The sequence below is a fragment of the Vibrio sp. 10N.261.55.C5 genome (genome assembly GCF_041470505.1).
GTDB classification, from domain to species: domain Bacteria; phylum Pseudomonadota; class Gammaproteobacteria; order Enterobacterales; family Vibrionaceae; genus Vibrio; species Vibrio crassostreae_C.
This window is the reverse complement of the sequence record NZ_JBFRMS010000004.1, coordinates 81,197-104,009: the sequence shown is the minus strand read 5'-3', so window position 1 is coordinate 104,009 and position 22,813 is coordinate 81,197. Positions and strand designations below refer to the sequence as shown.

Sequence of the window (22,813 nt, the reverse complement as noted above, 5' to 3'; positions counted from 1 at the left end):
GGCCTCCTCCTACTCGATTGGAAAACCTACTTCTTCATCTCTCTAATGATCATCTGAAAATTCAACAGCGCTGATTACCATGTGTGTATATGTCTTTGAAATCACCCAAAGATCGAAGGCGATGATCTTTCCTTGGGTCGAAATGGACAAAAAAGGATCTATATTGATTTGGTTATCCACAGTTTCTGTGGATAACCTGTCTCAAATTCAGTGAGTAACCAGATCTAAGTGGAGTAGGGAGGTTATTTCGAAGGCTGTATTTGAGCGAGAACTCGCCCTTCTTTGGTCAGAGATGTCTTCAATGAGAGGTGAAGTACAAGGGCTAGAGAGCAGCTCATCATCACGAAAATCGCCAGCATGATCATCAGTTGATACTTAATCGCGATCATCGGTGAAGCACCACCTAAGATCTGTCCAGTCATCATTCCCGGCAGCGTTACTAAGCCTGTGGTTGCCATAGAGGCCATGATAGGGGACATCGCTTTCTGTATTGCATTACGTACAAAAGGCGCAGCAGCATAAGTAGGAGACGCGCCTAACGCGATTGCTGCTTCATATTCTGATTTCTGTGTTTCAAAGGCACCAAACAGGTTCTGCAATGCCACGATATTACTGCTTAAGCTATTACCCAATAACATCCCTGCGATTGGGATAAGGTACTGCGCGTTAAAAACCGGTGTCGGCTTAATGATGAAAAAGCAGATGAACAAGACAATAGGTACACAAGTTACCGCAAGGCTAACGGCGACAGGAGCCAAAAGTAGGTTTCTTGGCAGTCTAGATTTTTCAACAATCGAGCTTGCACCGACGATAATCATAGTAAATAACCACAGCAAATTGACCCACAAACTATTCAAAGTGAACAAGTATTCTAGGTAAAGTCCCACCAGAAATAGCTGAATAACCATACGAATGATGCTGATAGAAGCCTCTTTGCCAAGGCCGAGTTTTAACTTGTGGTTGATGGTAATGGGTAGCAAGAGAAGTGAGCTGAAGAACAATAACTGCCACCAAGATATATCAATAACGTCTTGCATAATGTTTCCTTTTAAGTAGGTCCCCATCATATCTGAAAGTGCCAAATGATGCATTTCAGCTTCTCAGCCGTTGCTTTAAAAAATACTCAATAATTTAACAATCAAACCACAGAATATTGGTTTTTTGAGGCATTTTTGGCTACTACTTAGTAGGTAAAACGTTAAAATTGGTTACAATACGGTTGCGCAGGTGTTGGAATTTAACATTTGTGAAATATACTTAATTCTTCACATTTGTTAATACTTTTTAATAACTTTGTTTAACTAAAAACAACTTTGGATGAGCTCAAAAAAGTATTGATTAGCAAGGGTTATAACGGGAGATTTGATTGAACCCTACTTTGAGTATGGTCTAAAATTTGTCGTTAGATACTTAAGAACTTTAGCCCCATAGAATGGGTTACTCGAAATTACTAAATACAAAATAGGCAAAATGTATGAGTGATGTTAATAAAATTGAAACTAGCGAAAAACATTCGCTGGAGTGGAAGTCTTTCCTCTTCATCGCGGTGGTTCTCTTCCCAATATTAAGTGTGGCTTTTGTAGGCGGTTACGGCTTCCTAGTTTGGGCACTGCAAGTGTTTGTATTCGGACCTCCAGGTGCTCACGGCGGCATGTAATGCCCTCTAAGTAACAACATTTTTTAAAATCAATATTTAAGAGAGCTAAACATGAAATCATTTTTAGTTAAATTATGGCGCACAATGACTCGCCCAGCAGTACACATCAGTCTTGGTGTGCTAACTATGGGTGGCTTTATCGCCGGTGTTATTTTCTGGGGCGGTTTTAACACAGCTCTAGAGCACACAAATACAGAAGAATTCTGTGTAAGCTGTCACACCATGCGTGACAACGTATACGTAGAACTACAAGAAACGGTTCACTGGAAAAACACTTCTGGTGTACGTGCTACTTGTCCTGACTGTCACGTTCCACATGAATGGACAGCAAAAATCGCTCGTAAGATGCAAGCTTCTAAAGAAGTATTCGCTCAAGTATTTGGTGACCTAGATACGCCTGAGAAATTCGAAGCTCGTCGTATCGAACTGGCTAAACACGAATGGGATCGCTTCTCTTCGAACAAATCTCTAGAGTGTAAAAACTGCCACAACTACGATTCAATGGATTTCGAAAACATGCGCCCAACAGCGCGTATCCAGATGAAGAACGCGGCAGAGCGTGATCAAAGCTGTGTTGACTGTCACAAAGGTATTGCTCACAACCTTCCATTAGATATGGCATCAGCGAGCGGTATTGTTGGCGAGCTAGAAAACGTAGCAAGCAGCACATCTTACGCAAATGGTTCAGACGTGATCTCTATTCGTCACCTACCAATGTACACAGATGAAACAGCTGAAGTTGAAGCGGGTCTATTAAGCCCTGCAAGTAAAGTTGCGGTTATCGACGAAAAAGGCGATATGATCAAGATTCAAATCGACGGTTGGCGTAAAGCGAAAGGCTTCGGACGTGTAATCCAAGAAGACTTCGGTATGAACATCTCAACTGCAATCTTGACGAAAGAAGTATCTCAAAGTGACGTTATCACTGTTGGTGAGAAGAAAGAAGATGAGCTTACTGGCCTTCCATGGGAAGAAGTTAACCTAGCACTTTGGATGAAGAAAGAGTCTATGGTTGATAACTTCGATCCAATCTGGAACGCAGCGGGTCAAGCGTACCAATCTAACTGTTCAACGTGTCACTCACAGCCAGATGAAGCTCACTTCAGCGCTAACGGTTGGGTAGGCATGCTAGATGGTATGATTGCATTCGTTAACTTCGATACAGATACAGAAGCACTGGTTCTTAAGTATCTACAGAAGCACTCATCAGATTTTTCTGAAGGCCATCACTAATAAGACGTCAATTGGAGTAACACAATGGCAATTACAAGAAGAAGTTTTCTGAAAGGTGTCGCTACTACAAGTGCGGCATCGGTTATCGGTCCAAGCTTATTGGCGTCGGCATCAGCGTCTGCAGCAGAAACAGACGGTGCGTGGAAAGTCTCTGGTTCTCACTGGGGTGCATTCCGAGCTCGTGTTTATGCGGGTAAAGTACAAGAAATTAAACCTCTAGAAATCGATCAACACCCAACTGAGATGTTGAAAGGTATTAAAGGTATTATCTACAGCCCATCACGTGTGCGTTACCCAATGGTTCGCCTAGATTGGTTGAAGAAGCATAAATACAGCGCAGACACGCGTGGTAACAACCGTTTTATTCGTGTGACTTGGGATGAGGCACTAGACCTTGTTTACCGCGAGCTAGAGCGCGTACAGAAAGATTACGGTCCATGGGCGCTTCACACAGGTCAAACTGGTTGGAGACAAACGGGTCAGTTCCACAGCTGTACTAACCACATGCAACGTGCAATGGCACTTCACGGTTACTCTGTGAAGAAAATCGGTGACTACTCAACAGGTGCTGGTCAAACGATCATGCCTTACGTGTTAGGTTCTACTGAAGTTTACGCACAAGGTACATCTTGGGAACTTATCTTAGAAAACAGTGACAACATTGTTCTTTGGGGTAACGATCCAGTTAAAAACCTGCAAGTAGGTTGGACATGTGAGACTCACGAGTCGTTCGCATACCTAGAACAGCTGAAAGAAAAAGTTGCTAAGAAAGAGATCAACGTTGTTTCTGTTGACCCTGTTAAAAACAAAACAGGTCGTTACCTAGAAAACGAGCAAATGTACATCAACCCACAAACTGATGTGGCGTTCATGCTTGGTGTTGCTCACGTGCTTTACAACGAAGGCCTATACGACAAGAAGTTCATCGAAACTTACTGTCTAGGTTTTGAAGACTTCATCAAGTACGTTCAAGGTGAAACGAAAGACAGAGTTGAGAAGACGCCAGAATGGGCTTCTGCTATCTGTGGCGCAAGCGCGGACTCTATTCGTGACTTCGCTAAGATGCTGGTTAACGGTCGTACACAGATTCTTGTTGGTTGGAGTATCCAACGTCAAGAACACGGTGAACAGCCTTACTGGATGTGTGCAGTTATCGCAGCAATGGTTGGCCAAATTGGTCTTCCGGGCGGTGGTATCTCTTACGGTCACCACTACTCTGGTATCGGTGTATCTTCAACTGGCTTCGCTGCTCCGGGTTCATTCCCGCTGAACATCGACAAAGGTCAATCGCCTAAGCACACTAACACTGATTACAACGGTTACAGCCGCGTAATCCCTGTTGCTCGTTGGGTAGATAGCCTGTTAGAGCCAGGTAAGAAGATCAAAGCAAACGGCGCAACAGTGACACTGCCTGACATCAAGATGATGGTATTCAGTGGTAACAACCCGTGGCACCACCACCAAGATCGCAACAAGATGCGTAAAGCATTCAAGAGCCTACAAACTGTAGTGGCTGTTGATTTCGCTTGGACTGCAACTTGTCGTCACTCTGACATCGTGCTTCCTGCATGTACTCAGTGGGAACGAAACGATATTGATGGTTATGGCGCATACTCTGGTCGTGGTTTGATCGCGATGCACAAGCTAGTGGATCCTCTGTTCCAGTCTAAGACTGACTTCGAGATCATGTCTAGCCTGACTAGGCGTTGGGGTCGTTACGACGATTACACGCGTGGTATGGACGAAATGCAGTGGGTTAAATCACTGTACGACGAATGTCGCGCTTCAAATGAAGGCAGCTTTGAAATGCCTGAATTTGCTGAGTTCTGGGAGAAAGGTTTCCTAGACTTCGGTAAAGGTAAGCCATGGACTCGTCACGCTTCATTCCGTGAAGATCCAGAGATCAACGCACTAGGTACACCTTCTGGTTTCATCGAAATCACAAGCCGTACTGTTGGCAATATGGGCTACGAGCACTGTCAAGAACACCCAATGTGGTTCGAGAAATCTGAACGTTCACACGGTGGTCCAGGCTCTGACAAACACCCGTACTGGCTACAATCTTGTCACCCAGACAAGCGTCTTCACTCTCAGATGTGTGAATCTGAAGAGTGGCGTGCGACTTACGCGGTACAAGGCCGTGAGCCAATCTACATCAACCCAGTAGATGCTAAGAAGAAAGGCATCAAAGATGGCGATGTAGTACGTGTGTTTAACGACCGTGGTCAACTACTAGCAGGTGCTGTTCTAATGGATAGCTACGCTCCTGGTGTTGTTCGTATCGAAGAAGGTGCTTGGTACGGTCCGATCAACGAGAAAGTGGGCGCGCTAGATACATACGGCGATCCAAACACACTGACTCAAGATATCGGTACGTCTGAACTTGCTCAAGCAACGTCAGCAAACACATGTTTGGTTGATTTCGAGAAGTTCCAAGGCAAACTGCCTCCAGTAACTTCATTCGGTGGTCCAATCGAAGTTTCTTAAGTCTTGTCTTAAGAACCAAGATTAAAGCTTGAATTAAAGCCCCTGTAAGCACTCTTACAGGGGCTTTTTGTATTTTTGATATCAGTGTTGGTGTTTCTAAATAAGCATTATACAGGGCTAATAGAGGGCGTTTTTGAGACAGGCTGTAACGCGCTGTTTGAGAGAGGTGGTAGAAGCAGTGAAGCAGGAAGGGAATGTAAAAAGAACCTGTGGAAAGACTTAAGCAGGCGGAAACAAAAAGGCCGATACAAAGTACCGACCTTACAGAAGCCTATGGAATTAACTCTACTCAAGTTAGATCTCAAATATAAACCAGTAGCTATAAGCACAGATTAGTGCGGGCACACTAGAGTATAAGGTCGCGACCAGTGCCGCTTTGGGAGCCATCGCAATCGCAGGGAATAGCGCGTCACCATCATTTGAAATTGCGTTACCTACCTGAGCCGAAAGTGGCAGGGCGCCTGAAAGGTATAAGCTAGTGACCAATAATTGCGGTCCACAGCCCGGTAGCAAACCCATCAACACGCCAGCCAGGGGGAGCATGATCCCCCAACTTGAGAATAGCGTCGCAAAATCCACATTTGCTAGCACAGAACCAAATTCGAAGAAAAGAAAGGCAACCACAACCCACGCTGTCACAAAGTTGGTGTCTTGAGCGGTTTTTTGCAGTGGATGTGAGCCTAAACATTTCTCATCTTCACTTACTGCTGATTTGTAATCTTCAATTTCCCGAGTGAGGCCCCATAGAAACATCGAGCTAATCAATAAAATTGTTCCCGCCCATTCCATCGACATTTCAGGCAACGCGAGTAACTCGTTCACATCGACTTGAAAAGAGCCAAGTAGAGCTACTGCAGCGCCGGGAATAATCAGCACTGACCATAGGTAACCTTGCAGGTTGATCGCCTTTTTAGAGACGGATTCTTTGTCTTGGGATTGAGATGAGCAACTGTGAACGGCTTCATTTTTCTGTGCTTTTTTTGGGCGTAAGAAGTCGTCTGCGTGAAACAAGTTAATGATTCGGCCTGACGCAGTACCCACGATCACGCCCATCGCCATCATGGCTAAACCTGTCTTAGGCTCGCTCGCTATGAGCAGGAACGCCGCGTCACCCATGGTTGAGACGAGCACCGCAACTACCGCACCAAATCCGAGTTTTCCCGAGATAAATTGTGTGGTTACCACTATCGCACCGCCACAGCCGGGCAACGCGCCCATGAGAGCCGCGAATACCACTTGGTTTGAACGAGATTGATGGACGAGCTTATTGAAGACGTTATCTTTGTTTATGTACAGACTTAACCAGTGGTAAATAGCCAAGGTTAAAGCAACATAACAAGACACTGCCCAAAACGCGTCTGACAAAGTAGTCACCGTCAGCTCTCGTGTAGCTGGGGCTGCAACCAAAGCTGCAAGTGAGACAGGCAAAAGCAGGCGCTTAAATGACAGTGAAAACTGAGTTGTTTTCGCAGCACTACTGCTTGGCAAAAAAGAGATTAGTCGATCCATAGGTGTTACTCAAAATTAGTGGCTTAAGATAAATATATACGAATGATAATAATTATCAATTGTATTTGTTGTTTTTTTATCTATTGTTACTATTGGCTAAACCCACGAAACATGACCAATCTAAAAAAATGAGGTAAAGTATGGCTAATAAAGAGAGGCTCTAAAGGTAGAGTCATAATTGTTAGTGTAATAGGAAGAAACATGATTTTAGTTGTTGGTCACAAAAACCCTGATAGTGACAGTATTTGTAGTGCGTTAGTTGCAACTGAGCTTCTTAAGGCTCGTGGCGAGGAAGCGACACCAATTCGCCAAGGCGAGATCAACCGCGAAACTCAACACATTCTAGAAGTCGCTGGTGCTGAAAAGCCAGAGCTTCGTACTTCTGTTGCTGGTGAGAAAATCTGGCTAGTAGACTACTCAGATCTAGCACAAGCACCAGATGATGTTGCTGATGCAGAGATCGTAGGTATTGTTGATCACCACCGTCTAGGCGACGTGATGACAGTAAACCCAATGGAAGCTTGGATCTGGCCTGTTGGTTGTACAAACACTGTACTTTTCAACATGTTCAAGATTGAAGGTCACGCAATCTCTCAACAAATCGCTAAACTAATGATGTCTGCAATTCTTTCAGACACAGTTGGTTTCGCTTCTCCAACATGTACTCAAAAAGACAAAGACGCGGTTGCTGAGCTTGCTGAAATTGCTGGCGTAACTGACGTTGATGCATTCATCAAAGCGCTTCTAATCGCAAAAACAAACATCGAAGGCCTATCTGCTGCACAGCTAGTAGAAAAAGACCTTAAAGGCTACCCATTCAACGGTCGTGATGTTGTTGTTGGTCAAGTTGAACTTGCGACTCTTGAGCAAGTAGACGGCATGATCGAAGCGCTAGAAGCTGATCTTGAAGAGCGTTGTGAGAAAGACGGTCTAGCGTTCGCTGCGGTAATGCTAACAGATATCACTACTGCTCAAACTCGTCTTCTATACAAAGGTGAGTGGGCTGAGAAATTGGTTAAGCACGAGAAAGGCGGCGTATTAATGATGGAAAATACACTAAGCCGTAAGAAGCAAGGCTGGCCTTGGCTACAAGGTGAGCTTGTTTAATCAAGTCGCTTAATATTAAACGCCTGCTTATTTAGCAGGCGTTTTTCTTTGAAGTAGACTTTCTTCTTCATCGATAATGTTTGAAGTTAACAACACTCGGCATAAAATAGCTTTAAGAGCAAAGTTACTGACTAAAGTAGGAAATTAAGATGACTACACAGCTAGACGATAAAAAAATCGCTGAAATCAACAAGTATACGGGCGAGCAACGCCTGAAATACTGTGTGAAAGAAATCGTAGCAAACCGTGAAGTATGGATCTTAACCGATGAACACGGTTGTGTAATGCTGAACACAGAAGATGAAGATTGTGTTCCAGTATGGCCAAACCAAGAGTTCGCAGAATCATGGGCAACGGGTGATTGGTCTGAGTGTAAAGCTGAGTCTATTTCGTTGAACAAATGGCACAGTCGCTGGACGAACGGTCTAGAAGACGACGAACTTGCTGTTGTAGTATTCCCGAACGAGCAAGAAGAAGGTGTTATCTTGTTCCCGGATGAGTTCGACTTCGAATTGAAAAAGCAGGCAGCTAAGCGCTAGTTCTTTCGTAATACAGTAACATCGTAAGTCAGCGTTGCCTTTCTTAGGCAGCGCTATCATTCAATTATCCCATCTAAGCTGCTTCCAACGTATATTCGTCAATACCCAATCAACTGATACAAAGGCGCTTGCTGTGCGGCTTTAGAAGCTTGCTGAAGCACACCTGTTTTGCTGTATCTCTTGAGTATCTTTCGAACGATAGGTTTTACTTCAGATTTTGTCATTCCAGCTTTCAATTCTGGTTCATACAGCAATTGCAGTAGCACTACGTCTAACGGCGATAATAAGTCTTCTGGCGTGTGGTCGTTGAAAATAGAAGGGTAGGCTTTATCTGAATCATTCGGCAGGCCTAGAACTTGTGTGATCTCTTCCACGATACAGGCGACCAGCTTACCTCGCGATCTTGCCTGATCAACTGGGATTACAATCCCAGCGTATACAATCTCGCCTTTAGAATTGGTTCTATAGCCCGCCGTGCAGATGGCGCTATTTAAATGTTGAGTTGATTTGAGCTTGAGCACCGATTTCGCCTCAGATACCCACTGGCTCTGCCTTGTGTATATCCATTTAACGTTCGCTTCGGACTCTTTACTGACGATTGTTATTGGATGTTGGGTGACTTCAGATAAGTGTTTGATATGAAGCTCTGTGATCTCTTGATGCAGTTCCTCATCGCCCACTCGATGATCGATCCAAATCTTGATCGGTTGTTTCCACTTGGCGAGCGGTTTGTTGCCTTGGGAGTATTCGTGTTGAAGCGCGACGTTATAAAAGGCAGTTTCGACGAAGCTTCTATCTAGCCATGTGAGCGGTGTGCTTGTCGCGTTAAAGGACAACAGCACCAACAAGAGGGGAAGCATTGAAGCTGTTCGATACATACTTTTCCCCTCTGCTAAATGTAGCGTGATTCCAGGTTAGTGGTTCGGCGCTTTGGAGAAATGGCTCTCAACCAATCTTTGGGTGATTTGGTGAGTTGGATTGGTTAGCACTTGATCTGTTTCCCCACTCTCAACCACATTGCCTTCATGCATGACAATAATCTTGTCGGTAATGTGCTTAACAATACCGAGGTGTTGAGATACATAAACGAACGATACGCCCATCTCTTCTTGTAACTCTAAGAACAGATTGATGATTTGCGAGCGCATTGCCATGTCCAAACCATTTAAAGCTTCATCAGCAACAATGATGGATGGCTGAAGTATTAAGGCACGAGCCAAACAAACCCTTTGTTTCTGGCCTGCAGCAAGCATCTGAGGGTAGAAATACGCATGTTCCGGTAGAAGGCCTACGCGCAGTAGTGTGTCTTTCACACGACGCATACGAGCTTCTGGAGGCATGTTGGTGTTTCGCTTTAATGGACCTTCAAGAATTCGACCGATCTGAATGCGCGGGTTAAGTGACGTATTCGGATCTTGGAAGATCATTCGAATCAGCTTACAACGAGTCGAGTAGTCTTTGTGCTCTAGCTTTTCGCCATTCACGCGGATCTCGCCTGCGGTTGGCTCCACCATGCCTGCGAGCATTCTGGCTAATGTTGATTTGCCAGAACCATTCTGGCCGATAAAACCAATTGTCTGGCCTGCTTCAAGAGAAAAGCTAACTGGCTTCACCACCTGATGAATCTTTTTACGGAAAAGACCAGAGCGAGTCGTAAAGTCTTTAGACAAATCACTGACTTCTAATAATGCACTCATGATTTCTTTTTCTTCTCCATATTAAGAGGGAAGTGACAATTGAACTTATGGTTTTTGATTCGTTTGGTATAAGGAATCTCGACACACTGCCTTTGTGCGTATGGGCAGCGAGGCCCTAATCGACAACCAATAGGAAGATGTTGCAGCGGTGGAATTGACCCCGGCAAAGACTGGAGTTTCTCCTTGTGGGGAATCCAGTCGTTAAAGTCTGGCATCGCTTTTAACAAAGCAACGGTGTACGGGTGCTTTGGTGCATCCAACAGCTTCGGTGTATCAGCGGATTCTACCGATTGACCACAGTACATCACGGTAATGCGAGTCGCCCATTGGGTAATGGTGGTTAAGTCATGGCCGATCAACACGATGGTGGTGTTATTGATCTGGTTCATACGACTCAAAAGACGCAATATTTGAGACTGTGTAATTGGGTCTAAATCGTTGGTTGGCTCGTCAGCAATCAAGACTTTTGGCTTGGCAGCGATCGCCATTGCGATCATGACTTTTTGACACTCACCATCTGTCAGCTCATAAGAGTAACTGTCCATTAGGCGAGAGTGGTCTTTGATGCCGACTTTGTGTAGTAATGCGATCGCTTGCTTCTTACGCCACTTAAATCGTTGCCACCAACGACCTTCAAACGAATGGGAAGGGATCGCTTCAACGAGCTGGTTACCTACTTTTTCAGAAGGGTCAAGACACGTTGATGGCTCTTGGAAGATCATTGCGATATCGCGGGCGATCACTCGGCGTCTTTCTTTCGGCGTCAGTTGCAGTAGGTCGATATTACCTAAGCGCATTCGGTCTGCAGAAACCTTCCAGTTTTCTTTACATACTCCGACGATCGCTTTTGCAACCAAACTCTTACCTGAGCCTGATTCACCTACTAAGCCACGAATTTCCCCTTCATTGAGGGTAATACTCATTCGATCTACGGCTTTAACCATCCCTTGAGGGGTCTCAATCTCGATGGTTAGATGTCGAATATCAAGTAACGGCATTATTCGATTCCTGCATTTAGCGCTTGGCGAACACCTTCACCGACGAGGTTAATCACGATAACTGTAAACATAATAGCTAAGCCGGGTAGGGTAACTGTCCATGGCGCAAGGTAAATCAACTCGACCGAATCACCCAAGATGGAGCCCCATTCGGTACTCGGTGCTTGAGCGCCAAGCCCTAGGAAACCTAAAGCCGTGATGTCAAGAATTGCGACTGACAGTGCCAGCGTAACTTCAAGAGCGATCACGGTAAGGATGTTCGGAAGGATTGAGTTCCATAGCAGGTAAAAATCGTTCGCACCATCAAGGCGAGAAGCCAGAATATAGTCTTTTTCTACTTCAGCATGCACGGCAATGTACACCGAGCGTATAAAGCGCGGGATCAGTGCCAAGCACAAGGCGAGCAAGATATTAAACTCCCCAAAGCCAAGGAATGCCACGAAGATAATCGCCAGCAGAAGAGATGGAATCGACATAACAGTATCAAGCAGGTGGTTTAGCGTGCTTGATAGTAAACCGCGCGTCATACCAGCAAGTACGCCAATCAGACAACCAATGACGGCTGCGATAAAGGTAATCACCACCGCGGCGCCGAAGGTTAACTGAGAGCCAATTATTAGGCGAGAGAGAATATCTCTGCCTAAGTCATCCGTACCCAAAAAGTATTCTACCGTTCCCGCAGGATCCCAAGAGGGCGGCGTTAATAGGTGACCGGTTTGTTCTTGTGCATCATGCGGGGCTAGCCACGGTGAAGTGACGGTGACCAGAATGATAAGCACCAAACACCACAAGCCAAACATAGCTAGATTATTGCTGCGGAAGCTGCGCCAGAAACGTTCGAACTGGGTTGGAATCTGTTCTTCTTGGTAGACGTTATTTGTTAGCATACCATTCCTTCCTTACCAGTGGATTGATCATCGCGCCCAGTAGATCGGACAGAATATTAGCGGTCAAAACTAAGGTAGCCACCACAATTACACCAGCTTGAATTGAAACGTAATCTTGATTCGATAAGGCATCCAATAACCAGCGGCCAATGCCCGGCCAGTTAAAGATAGACTCGGTAACAATAGCAAGCGTTAACATACTCGATAGCTGAACACCGACCTTAGGAATAATCGGAGGTATCGCGTTTCTTAGCACGTGCTGCGTGATGATCTCTCTAGTGGAAAGACCTTTAATTCGCGCAGCGCGGATGTAGTTTTGCGTCATTACTTCAGCCACTGACGCTCTCATCAATCGGATGACCTGAGTCGTTGGCGCCAGTGCTAAAACAAGACAAGGCAACGCCATGTGCTCGATAACACTTTGTAGTGCGTGCGCACGGTAGCGACCCTCGGCAAAAAAGGCGTCAATCATCGCGAATCCAGTCACGTGTTCAATCTCGTAAAGTAGGTCGTATCGGCCACCAACTGGGAACATTTCAAAGTGCAGTGAAAACACCATGATCATCAGCAACGCGACCCAAAATATAGGCGCAGAGTAACCGGCCATTGAGGTGAACGATATGGTGGTATCAACAAATTTACCTTGTCTCATACCAGCAATGGTGCCGAAAGGGATACCGATGATGAGTGCCAACACAAAGGCAAAGAAGCACAGCTCTAGCGTTGCAGGGAACACCAGGACCAACTCATCGATGATAGGCACACCGTGTTTGCTTAGGCCAAAGTTTAGCGTCGATAATTCAGTGATATAGCTAATCCAACCGGGCCAAAAATCTTGAATTGCCCAAGGTGAGGTTTGGTCTAATCGAAGCAGGGAAAAACCTACCAAGGTCAGAATTCCTAGCGTAATAACGAATAAGTTTACACGTCTTAATGTATACCAAAACATTACTGCACCTCTCTTCTGACTTGATCAAAAGGTTGGGCATTGAAAGGACTTGCTTTAAAGCCTGTTAGCGAACGATCGTGCACGCGAAATTGCACGCCATGAGCTAAAGGAATCACAGGAACTTCTTCATTGAGAATGTTTTGGGCTTGTCGGTACAAGTTCACACGGTGCCTTTGTTGATTGATCTCTAATGCTAAGTCGAGAAGGAAATCAAAGTCTGAATTACACCACATCGAGACGTTTAACCCTGCACGCTCAGAGCTGCATGAGAGCAGCGGACGTAAGAAGTTGTCCGGGTCACCGGTATTGCCTATCCAGCCTGTAAGCAACAAGTCTGTTGAGGAAATAGAGGACAACTGTGTGCGGTCAAATCGGTCGTCGGTATAGAGTTTCAATTCAATACCAATATCGGCTAAATTTGCTTGGATAAGTTCTGCCGTTTTTCTTGGACTTGGATTGTATGCGCGTGGCTCTAGTGGTACCCACATTGAAAGCTCTAACCCAGGTTCAACGCCAGCTTCTTTGAGAAGCGCAACCGCATAGTTTCGGTCGTAGCGAACTTGAACGCTGTCTTTTTGGTGAGCCCAAGAAGTCGGAGGAAGCAAGGTGTAGGCTTTGGTTCCTGTACCGTAATACACAGAATCAAGAATGTTCTGACGATTGATGGCTAAGTTGAGCGCTTTACGAACTCGAGAGTCACGCAGTGCAGGGTGCTCAGTATTCAGCGCGATGAAAGAGACATTAACCGCCGGAGTAGCAGAAATCTTCAACTCTTCATGAGCCTGAATAATAGGGATTTGGCTAGAAATTGGTGAGTTGAGCACGTCACACTCACTACGCAGAAGCTTGGCAAGTGTGCCTGTTCCACGTTGCGAAGTATCGAACACAACTTGGTCCATTTGTACTTCACCCTTCCAGTAGTGCTTGTTCTTTTTCAAGCGCACTAGGTCGTTGATTTGGTATTCATCCAAGTAGAAAGGGCCAGTGCCGACTGGATTGGAATCGATTCGATTTTTCTCATCCGCTGCAATGAGCTGATTGGCATACTCCTTAGAGTGAATGACTGCATAGCTGGTGGCGATGTTATTGAGAAACGAATTGTCTGGGCGACTTAATTGGAATTTCACCGTTAGGTCATCAACTGCGGTGATATCGACAATCAGGTTTTTGAAGTCGATTCCGGCAAACCATGGGTATAGGCCGCCACCCACATAATGAAATGGGTTTGAACTATCAATGACACGTTCAAAGCTAAACACCACATCTTGTGCATTCATGCTACGAGTTGGGGTGAACCAGTCTGTGGTTTGGAACGCAACATTTGGGCGCAGTTTGAACGTGTATTCTGTACCTGATTTATCAACAGACCAACTTGTCGCTAAGTTCTGTTTTGGTCGGTACGTCATCGGATCAAGAGTGAGCAGTGTATCGAAGATTTGAGGACTCAGCGATTCTGCGGTAATGCCACTATCAACTAGCTGTGGATTGAAGGTACTAGGATTACCTTGGCCGCAATAAATGAAGCCTTTTTCACGGATTTGCTCGTGATTCACACTCTCACCACATCCAGCGAGAAAGCTCAACGTGCAGATGCTCAGTGATAGTCTTATTAGTGCTTTCATAAAAAGAAATACTTTTCGAAACGAGGCGTTAGAGGAGCCTCAAGATCCGGACAATTTAACATTTTATTTATTCGGCTCCAAATAATAATCAAGCGTGGACAGTTATTTATCGTTAGCTTGTCCGACAATCGCGTACTTCCTCACCATTCCACGTAATTGGTTGTAGGTTAACCCAAGTAATTCTGCGGCTTGTTTCTGGTTATATTTGCTCTGTTTGAGGGCTTGGTTGAGTAGCTTGATGTCTTGTTGTTCTTGCCATGCTTTGTAATCAAGCGGCAAAGAAAACAAGCTCTCTGATGAAGTATGGCTGTTAGACGGCTCATTGCCAGTTTCCGGAGAGGAATCTTGCTCTGTTTTCCATGCGGGTTTAAATGGGTTAAACACCAAATATTCAATAGGATATGGATCTTTTCCGTGCTGATAGATAGCTCGCTCAATGACGTTTTTGAGTTCTCGTACATTCCCTGGCCAAGAATAATCCAAAAGCGATTCAACGGCAGAGGGGGCAAAGCCAACAAACAACTCCAATTCCAATTCACGACACATCTTAATGGCGTAATATTCTGCCAGTAGCATGATGTCTTCTTTTCGCTCACGCAAAGGAGGGATAGTAATGACGTCAAACGCCAGTCTATCTAATAGGTCTGCTCGGAATTCGCCCTTTAATGCCATGTCTGGTAAGTCGGCATTGGTTGCACACACCAGTCTGACATTGGCACTTAGCGCCTTTTGCCCACCGACACGTTCATATTGCCCGTATTCAATAACGCGCAGTAGTTTCTCTTGAACCGCAAGGGGAGTGGTCGCCAGCTCATCCAGAAACAGCGTTCCGCCTTCTGCTCTTTCAAAACGACCTTGATGACGCCCTTTCGAACCCGTAAAGGATCCCGATTCATGACCAAACAGTTCTGAATCAATCAAACCTTCACTTAAGGTTGAGCAGTTCAATGAGATCAAAGGTTGATCCCAACGTCTTGAAAGGTAATGCAGTCTTTGTGCGATCAACTCTTTACCTGTGCCACGTTCGCCAATGATCAGAATGGGTCTTTCTATTGGTGCGAGTTGGGAAACTTTATCTAACACAGAGAGAAAGCTAGGTGATTCACCAATGAGGTTCTGCTGCATAGCGGGTCCTTGTATGAATTAATCGCTGGAGAGGTCATGTAAGAGCCATAGTGGTGAAAAATACCAATACTTGGCTAAATTCATCATAGCATGGTTCGAGTTAATCACCATTTTATTGTAAGTAACTGATAATAAATGGCTTAAAAGTTGGCACGCTACTTGGATTATTTATGGTAGGTTTAACAACAAACGTAAATTTTTGAGCAAGTGGATTGATAAAGTCGCACAGCGATTTGAAACGCATTTGCCATCATTGTAATTAAGGAGTTCCTCATGGGTATTTTTTCTCGCTTTGCAGACATTGTAAATTCAAACATCAGTGCACTATTAGATAAGGCTGAAGATCCAGAAAAGATGATTCGTCTTATTATCCAAGAAATGGAAGACACCTTAGTTGAAGTTCGTACCAACTCAGCAAAAGCAATGGCTGACAAGAAAGAGCTAGCGCGTAAAGTAGAAGCTATCGAAACACAGATTCTAGATTGGCAAAATAAAGCGACACTTGCCCTGACCAAACAACGCGAAGATTTGGCGAGAGCGGCGCTAATCGAAAAGCAAAAACTGGAAGACATCATCAAGAGCCTTCACACCGAACAAACCTTGGTTCATGAAACCATCGAAAAATTGACGAGTGAAATTGGTAAACTTGAAACAAAGATCGCAGAAACTCGTGCAAAGCAACAAGCATTAATGATTCGTAACAATGCGGCAAGCAACCGTCGTGATGTTCAAAAACACCTGCACTCAAGCAAAACCAACGAAGCAATGGCGAAGTTTGAGCAATTCTCGCGTAAAGTGGATGAATTAGAAGCTGAAGCGGACGTTTACGCTAAGACTGGCAACGCAAAATCTTTAGACCAAGAGTTTGCCGAGCTACAAGCTCAAGATGAAATCGAAAAAGAGCTAGCGAAACTGAAGCAACAAGTTGAAAACCGCGATAAATAATCTAGGAGTTGTCTATGTCAACATTTCTAATTGCAGGTCCACTGATTGTCTTTTTAATCTTCGTGGCACCGCTATGGTTATTCTTACATTACCGCAGCAAGAAGAAATCCAGCAATGGTCTTTCTGAAACGGATCTTCAACGTCTGCATAAGCTTTCTGCGCAAGCCGAATCCATGCAAGACCGAGTGAAAACGCTAGAAAAAATACTGGATGCGGAGTCGCCTAACTGGAGACGAAACTATGAGTAGAGAACTGTATCGCGACACGATTAACGGCAAATTGTCTGGTGTGTGTGCAGGGTTAGCGAACTATTTTGGCCTTGAAGTGTGGTTGGTTCGCATCTTAGTTATCTCAGCAGCACTGCTTGGTGGTAGTTTTCTGGTGTTATTAGCGTATTTAGCTTTGACATTTATGCTTGAAAAACAACCACCTCAGTATGTCGACCAAATGAAGGCGAAACAAGAGCATACGCTGAAGCAAAAGCCTTGGGAAAAAGGGCAAACTGCAGAGTCGCTATTGAACACTTTAGAGGGTGATTTCCAGAAGTTAGAGACCAGTGTCCGCAACATGGAAGCTTATGTCACCTCAGATACGTTTAAAGTGAATCGTGAATTTAAGAACATGTAGTGGTAAAACCTAAAAAGGATTAGATAACGGTTTAGGAAAATTTATTCCAAGCCGTTATTTTTTTTAATAATTTTCTCTAAATAAATCTTACGCTGACTGGTAAGTTACATGTGATTAATCTATGTTATAAAAATATTTATAGATATGGATGATCACCAATGTATAGAGCCTCCCTTGTCCTATTGACTGCCTTAGCTGGGTTGTCTGGGTGTGGTAAGGAGCTTCCTCCCGTGCCTGAACCTGAGTCCAGACCCGCCAAACTCTTCACTGTCTCCGTCGGTAATAATGCCTTTGAGCGTAATTTCCCTGCTACCACAGAAGCTGGTGACAGAGCGGTACTCGCATTCCGTGTTCCTGGGTTATTGCAGAGCATCGATGTGACCGCTGGGCAGCACGTGTCTAAAGGCGACGAGCTTGCTAAGTTAAATCCCGATGAATATCAACTACTCGAGAAGCAAGCAAAAGCGAATTTTCAGCTAGCCGATGTTCAATATCAACGTGCGATCAAACTTCGTAAAGATCGTGTGGTATCAGAGCAAGATTTCGACCAAGCGAAAGCGAACCACAATTCAGCTCGCGCGGTGCTTAATCAAGCTAACGCGAATCTTCGCTACACCACTTTGGTTGCGCCGTATGACGGAACCATTTCCATCATTCCTGCTGAAAACCATGAATACATTGCGGCTAAACAAGGCGTGATGAATATTCAAACCAATCAAATTCTTAAAGTCGTCTTCTTATTACCCGACCAACTTATTACGCGCTTTTCATCAGGGGTCGAGATTGATGCAACCATGGTTTTTGATGCGTTTCCTGAAAACTCTTACGTTTTAACCTTCCAAGAAGTGGATACCGAAGCTGACCCGAAAACAGGTTCGTACAAAGTCACCATGGTAATGGAAAGACCAACCGATGTGGGTATTTTGCCCGGTATGTCTGGCTCGGTAAATCTCGTTTCATCGTTAGCGGCGGCCACCAAAATACCAACGTCAGCAATGATGACCGATGGGGATGATGTCTCTGTATGGCGTGTGAATAGCGACGGCATTGTTGAAAATGTTGCCATTGTCATCGATGAAAAACGCCATATCGTCTCTGGATTGAACGATGGCGATCGCATTGTGACTTCTGGCGTCAATGGTCTTGAGTCGGGCATTAAAGTTCGAGAGTGGATCAAGGAAAGGGGGCTATAACATGAAAACACTTAAAGTGGCTGCTGGCCTGTCGTGTTTAGCCTTACTGACGGCTTGTGAAGATAAGCAAGCTGTAGAAGTGAATAACACGCCCTTGGTTAAAGCTATCGAGATTTCAGTCATCGATTTTAGCGACAAACTCTATTTCCCTGCGGTAGCAAACGCTGCTGAGAAGGCTCACCTCAGTTTTCGAGTCGCGGGTGAAATCTTCAAGCTAGATGTGAAGGAAGGTGAACGAGTTGCCAAAGGGGACATCATTGCCGAGCTTGACCCTACCGATTATCAATTGGATGTGGACAATGCTCAAGCTCGTTACACGGTAATCAATAGTCAATACCGACGTTCGAGTCCGCTAGTGAAGAAAGGCTTATTGGCTAAGTCGCAATTCGATGAAATTGCCGCTCAACGCCAGATTGCTTATGCCGAGTTGGAACTGGCGAAACTGCGCTTATCGTTCACTATGCTTCGTGCGCCTGTTGATGGGATTATTTCTCGAGTCAGTGTCGACCAATATGAAAATATTCAGGTAGGCCAACAGATTGTGAACATTCACAGTGTTGAGGATGTCGAAGTTGTGATTCAGCTCCCTGACCAAATTTATGTGAATCAACCCAATGAAACGCTCCTCTCGAACGTGGAAGCTGTGGTGAGAGTGCCAAGCGGTAATGAATACACCGCAGGTATTAAAGAGTTCACCACTGAACCCGATCCAAGTACGGGTACCTTCACGGTTACATTAGCTTTGCCGATGCCAGAAGACGATTTGATTCTTGATGGTATGGCCGTTGATGTGACTTCAAACGGGCGGGATATCGGTTTGGAGCTAAAAGCTGGTGTACTTATTCCGATCGAAGCGGTATTCAATGCAGACGGTGATGAACTGGATAGTAAAAACTCTTATGTGTGGGTTCTTAACGACGACAAGACAGTCTCGAAACAACAAGTCGTGTTAGGAAAAGCAAACCAGGAAACATTGCAGGTAGTGAAAGGATTGGAAATGGGGCAGCATGTCGTTGTTGCAGGCGTATCGCGATTGCGAGATGGGATGACAGTGGAAGTATTGTCTCAGGAGACGAACAATGAGTGAAGTAAATAACAAGCCCCAAAATGACGATCAACAGGGTGATGATCAGATCACAGGTGTTGCTTCTTACTTTATACGTAACAAAGTCATTAGCTGGATGTTATCTCTGATCTTTCTTATTGGTGGTGTTTCAGCATTCTTCGGTTTGGGGCGTTTAGAAGATCCTGCCTTTACCATCAAAGATGCAATGGTCGTGACTTCATACCCGGGGGCAACGCCTCAGCAGGTGGAAGAAGAAGTTACCTACCCACTAGAGAAAGCGATTCAACAGCTTACCTATGTCGACGAAGTGAACTCTATTTCAAGCCGTGGCCTGTCTCAGGTAACGGTAACGATGAAGAATAACTATGGTCCGGACGATCTTCCGCAAATTTGGGATGAACTTCGCCGAAAAGTGAATGATCTTAAGGTTGAACTGCCACCTGGGGTCAATGATCCTCAAGTCATTGATGACTTCGGTGACGTTTACGGGATCTTGCTTGCGGTGACGGGTGATGGTTATAGCTACAAAGAGCTGCTGGATTACATTGATTATCTAAGGCGAGAGCTGGAGTTGGTTGATGGGGTCAGTAAGGTCTCTGTTTCTGGTCAACAACAAGAGCAAGTATTCATTGAGATATCGATGAAGCGGATAAGCTCCTTAGGTCTGTCTCCAAGCACGGTATTTAATCTTTTATCGACTCAAAATATTGTATCAAGTGCGGGTGCGGTAAGAATTGGCGACGAATACATTCGAATTCATCCAACGGGTGAGTTCCAGAATGTTGAGCAGCTTGGCGATTTAATTCTGACAGAAGGTGGTGCTCAAGGTCTCATCTATTTAAAAGATGTGGCGAATGTAACTCGTGGTTATGTTGAAGTGCCAAGTAACATCATTGGCTATAACGGCAAGCTCGCACTTAACCTTGGTGTCTCTTTTGCGCAAGGCGTGAACGTAGTAGCGGTTGGTGAAGCGTTTGATCGAAGATTGGCCGAGCTAAAGTATCAACAACCCGTCGGCATCGACATCTCCGAGGTTTATAACCAACCTAAAGAGGTAGACAAGTCGGTAAGCGGATTTGTGGTGAGTTTAGGGCAGGCGGTTGCGATCGTAATCGTGGTGTTACTGTTCTTCATGGGACTAAGATCGGGCCTATTGATTGGTTTGATACTGCTATTGACCGTATTCGGTACATTCATTTTCATGCAGTACTTCAAGATCGACCTACAACGTATTTCACTGGGCGCGTTGGTTATCGCCTTGGGGATGCTGGTGGATAATGCCATTGTGGTGGTGGAAGGGATATTGATCGGCACGCAGAAGGGGCGAACCCGGATGCAGGCCGCCACCGATATCGTAACCCAAACCAAATGGCCGCTGCTTGGTGCGACGGTTATTGCGGTGACTGCGTTTGCTCCAATTGGTTTATCTGAAGACTCAACAGGCGAATACTGTGGCACCTTGTTCACGGTGCTACTGATCTCCTTGATGCTGAGTTGGTTTACTGCCATCTCGCTCACGCCGTTCTTTGCCGACATGTTCTTTAAAGGTCAGAAGGTCGATCCAGATAACGAAGGTAAGGACCCATACAACGGGATGGTTTTTGTTATCTACAAAAACTTCCTTGAGTTCTGTATGAAGCGTGCTTGGTTAACCATGTTTGTTCTGATTATTGGTTTAGGCGCGAGTGTGTACGGTTTTGGTTTCGTTAAGCAAGCCTTCTTCCCGTCTTCAACCACACCTATGTTCCAAGTGGATGTGTGGATGCCAGAAGGTACCGATATTCGAGCGACCAATACCAAGCTTAAAGTGCTTGAGAGTTGGCTAGCTGAGCAGGACGAAGTTGAACATATCACGACAACCGCGGGTAAAGGCCTGCAACGTTTCATGCTGACTTATGCGCCAGAGAAAAGTTATAGCGCTTACGGCGAGATAACGGTTCGTGTGAAAAGTTATGAAGTACTTGAAGGGCTAATGAAACGCTTCCGTGAACATGTAAATGGTCAGTTCCCAGAGATTGACTACAAGCTTAAACAGATCGAATTAGGTCCTGGTGGCGGTGCGAAAATTGAAGCGCGAATTGTGGGTTCTGATCCAACGGTTTTACGTTCAATCGCTGCACAAGTGATGGACATCATGCGTGCTGATGAAGGCGCATTTAACGTTCGTCACGATTGGCGTGAAAGAACTAAGGTATTAGAGCCTCAGTTCAATGAAAGCCAAGCGCGTCGTTATGGTATTACTAAATCTGACGTTGATGATTTCCTAGCAATGTCTTTCTCTGGTAAGTCGATTGGTGTGTATCGTGATGGTACAACGTTAATGCCGATTGTGGCTCGTTTGCCTGAAGACGAGCGTGTCGATATTCGTAACATCGAAGGCATGAAGATCTGGAGCCCAGCATTAAGTGAGTACATCCCACTTCAACAAGTAACGTTAGGTTACGAGCTAGAATGGGAAGATCCACTGATCATCCGTAAGAACCGTAAGCGTATGCTAACGGTAATGGCGGATCCTGATCTATTGGGTGAAGAGACGGCCTCAACTCTACAGAAACGCTTACAACCACAGATTGAAGCGATTGAGATGCCTCCGGGTTACTCATTGGAATGGGGGGGTGAATATGAGTCGTCAGCAGATGCACAGGCGTCACTGTTCACAACCATGCCTCTGGGTTACTTGTTCATGTTCTTAATCACTGTGTTCTTGTTTAACTCGGTGAAAGAGCCTCTGATCGTTTGGTTAACGGTTCCATTGGCGTTGATAGGGGTGACGACAGGCTTGCTAGCCTTGAATACACCATTCGGCTTTATGGCGCTGTTGGGCTTCTTGAGTCTATCTGGGATGCTTCTGAAGAACGGTATCGTACTACTTGATCAAATTGAGATTGAGATGAAATCTGGTAAAGATCCGTATGTAGCGGTTGTTGATGCGGCTCTGAGTCGTGTTCGCCCGGTATGTATGGCGGCGATTACCACCATTCTAGGTATGATCCCTCTACTACCGGATATCTTCTTCAAACCAATGGCAGTAACCATCATGTTTGGTTTAGGCTTTGCGACTGTACTCACGCTAATCGTAGTGCCTGTGCTGTATCGTTTGTTCCATAAAATTGAAGTGGCTTAACGTCAACTGACCTTTGAAATAATGCCCCTAATTGGGGCATTATTTTTA

20 protein-coding genes are annotated in these 22,813 nt (G+C 45.1%); 11 read left to right on the top strand and 9 right to left on the bottom strand.

Annotated features, from left to right (window positions below; translation table 11 throughout):
* Window positions 1–242 precede the first annotated feature (242 nt).
* Entirely contained in the window at window positions 243–1,037 is a 795-nt protein-coding gene (locus AB4263_RS00865; protein ID WP_017067668.1) for an ABC transporter permease, read from the bottom strand.
* Between the two features lie 437 nt (window positions 1,038–1,474).
* On the opposite strand from AB4263_RS00865, the gene torE reads away from it, so the two are divergent.
* From torE to torA, 3 genes are read left to right on the top strand one after another with little or no spacing between them, the layout of a single operon-like run.
* Window positions 1,475–1,657: a trimethylamine N-oxide reductase system protein TorE gene (torE, locus tag AB4263_RS00860; RefSeq protein WP_017060298.1), complete on the top strand. Its 183-nt coding sequence runs from the start codon at window positions 1,475–1,477 to the stop codon at window positions 1,655–1,657.
* 51 nt (window positions 1,658–1,708) lie between these two features.
* Window positions 1,709–2,890, top strand: a complete 1,182-nt coding sequence (torC, locus tag AB4263_RS00855; RefSeq protein ID WP_017060299.1) for a pentaheme c-type cytochrome TorC — start codon at window positions 1,709–1,711, stop codon at window positions 2,888–2,890.
* A gap of 24 nt (window positions 2,891–2,914) precedes the next feature.
* Window positions 2,915–5,377, top strand: coding sequence for a trimethylamine-N-oxide reductase TorA (gene torA / locus AB4263_RS00850; protein WP_372097205.1), 2,463 nt, complete (start codon window positions 2,915–2,917; stop codon window positions 5,375–5,377).
* 294 nt (window positions 5,378–5,671) lie between these two features.
* Here torA and AB4263_RS00845 read toward each other — a convergent pair whose 3' ends face one another.
* Window positions 5,672–6,886, bottom strand: coding sequence for a putative manganese transporter (locus AB4263_RS00845; RefSeq protein ID WP_371720802.1), 1,215 nt, complete (start codon window positions 6,884–6,886; stop codon window positions 5,672–5,674).
* 201 nt (window positions 6,887–7,087) lie between these two features.
* Here AB4263_RS00845 and AB4263_RS00840 point away from each other — a divergent pair, with 201 nt between their 5' ends.
* Both AB4263_RS00840 and AB4263_RS00835 read left to right on the top strand, forming a co-directional pair.
* Window positions 7,088–7,993: a manganese-dependent inorganic pyrophosphatase gene (locus AB4263_RS00840; RefSeq protein WP_017065328.1), complete on the top strand. Its 906-nt coding sequence runs from the start codon at window positions 7,088–7,090 to the stop codon at window positions 7,991–7,993.
* Between the two features lie 149 nt (window positions 7,994–8,142).
* Window positions 8,143–8,532, top strand: a complete 390-nt coding sequence (locus AB4263_RS00835) for a DUF2750 domain-containing protein (protein WP_004734596.1) — start codon at window positions 8,143–8,145, stop codon at window positions 8,530–8,532.
* A gap of 98 nt (window positions 8,533–8,630) precedes the next feature.
* Here the strand turns inward: AB4263_RS00835 and AB4263_RS00830 are convergent, their stop codons facing one another.
* The 7 genes from AB4263_RS00830 to pspF all read right to left on the bottom strand — a co-directional run bounded on the left by AB4263_RS00830 (window position 8,631) and on the right by pspF (window position 15,810).
* On the bottom strand, window positions 8,631–9,410 hold the full coding sequence (locus tag AB4263_RS00830) for a DUF2927 domain-containing protein (RefSeq protein ID WP_029235328.1): 780 nt from the start codon (window positions 9,408–9,410) through the stop codon (window positions 8,631–8,633).
* A gap of 36 nt (window positions 9,411–9,446) precedes the next feature.
* A complete protein-coding gene (locus AB4263_RS00825) occupies window positions 9,447–10,229 on the bottom strand; it encodes an ATP-binding cassette domain-containing protein (RefSeq protein WP_372097203.1) in 783 nt (260 codons plus the stop codon).
* Window positions 10,226–11,227, bottom strand: coding sequence for an oligopeptide/dipeptide ABC transporter ATP-binding protein (locus AB4263_RS00820; protein WP_372097201.1), 1,002 nt, complete (start codon window positions 11,225–11,227; stop codon window positions 10,226–10,228). Before AB4263_RS00820 ends, AB4263_RS00825 begins: the two co-directional genes overlap by 4 nt.
* Window positions 11,227–12,114 (bottom strand): putrescine export ABC transporter permease SapC, encoded by an 888-nt coding sequence (gene sapC, locus AB4263_RS00815; RefSeq protein WP_017065331.1) that lies wholly within the window; start codon window positions 12,112–12,114, stop codon window positions 11,227–11,229. The genes AB4263_RS00820 and sapC overlap by 1 nt, the downstream gene beginning before the upstream one ends.
* A complete protein-coding gene (locus AB4263_RS00810; protein ID WP_017060307.1) occupies window positions 12,101–13,063 on the bottom strand; it encodes an ABC transporter permease subunit in 963 nt (320 codons plus the stop codon). The genes sapC and AB4263_RS00810 overlap by 14 nt, the downstream gene beginning before the upstream one ends.
* Window positions 13,063–14,685: an ABC transporter substrate-binding protein SapA gene (gene sapA / locus AB4263_RS00805; RefSeq protein ID WP_017065332.1), complete on the bottom strand. Its 1,623-nt coding sequence runs from the start codon at window positions 14,683–14,685 to the stop codon at window positions 13,063–13,065. Before sapA ends, AB4263_RS00810 begins: the two co-directional genes overlap by 1 nt.
* Window positions 14,686–14,787: 102 nt before the next feature.
* Window positions 14,788–15,810 carry a phage shock protein operon transcriptional activator gene (pspF, locus tag AB4263_RS00800; protein ID WP_017060309.1) on the bottom strand — a complete coding sequence of 341 codons (1,023 nt, stop codon included), beginning with the start codon at window positions 15,808–15,810 and terminating at the stop codon, window positions 14,788–14,790.
* 273 nt (window positions 15,811–16,083) lie between these two features.
* On the opposite strand from pspF, the gene pspA reads away from it, so the two are divergent.
* The 6 genes from pspA (at window position 16,084) to AB4263_RS00770 (ending at window position 22,765) form a co-directional block, all read left to right on the top strand.
* The gene (gene pspA, locus AB4263_RS00795) at window positions 16,084–16,755 is read left to right on the top strand and encodes a phage shock protein PspA (RefSeq protein ID WP_372097199.1); all 672 of its coding nucleotides are present in this window, start codon (window positions 16,084–16,086) and stop codon (window positions 16,753–16,755) included.
* Between the two features lie 14 nt (window positions 16,756–16,769).
* Window positions 16,770–17,003, top strand: coding sequence for an envelope stress response membrane protein PspB (pspB, locus tag AB4263_RS00790; protein ID WP_004734605.1), 234 nt, complete (start codon window positions 16,770–16,772; stop codon window positions 17,001–17,003).
* Window positions 16,996–17,382, top strand: coding sequence for an envelope stress response membrane protein PspC (pspC, locus tag AB4263_RS00785; protein WP_017065334.1), 387 nt, complete (start codon window positions 16,996–16,998; stop codon window positions 17,380–17,382). Before pspB ends, pspC begins: the two co-directional genes overlap by 8 nt.
* A gap of 158 nt (window positions 17,383–17,540) precedes the next feature.
* Window positions 17,541–18,575, top strand: coding sequence for an efflux RND transporter periplasmic adaptor subunit (locus AB4263_RS00780; RefSeq protein WP_029235302.1), 1,035 nt, complete (start codon window positions 17,541–17,543; stop codon window positions 18,573–18,575).
* Window position 18,576: 1 nt separating this feature from the next.
* A complete protein-coding gene (locus tag AB4263_RS00775) occupies window positions 18,577–19,662 on the top strand; it encodes an efflux RND transporter periplasmic adaptor subunit (RefSeq protein WP_372097197.1) in 1,086 nt (361 codons plus the stop codon).
* Entirely contained in the window at window positions 19,655–22,765 is a 3,111-nt protein-coding gene (locus AB4263_RS00770; protein ID WP_017065336.1) for an efflux RND transporter permease subunit, read from the top strand. Before AB4263_RS00775 ends, AB4263_RS00770 begins: the two co-directional genes overlap by 8 nt.
* Window positions 22,766–22,813 lie beyond the last annotated feature (48 nt).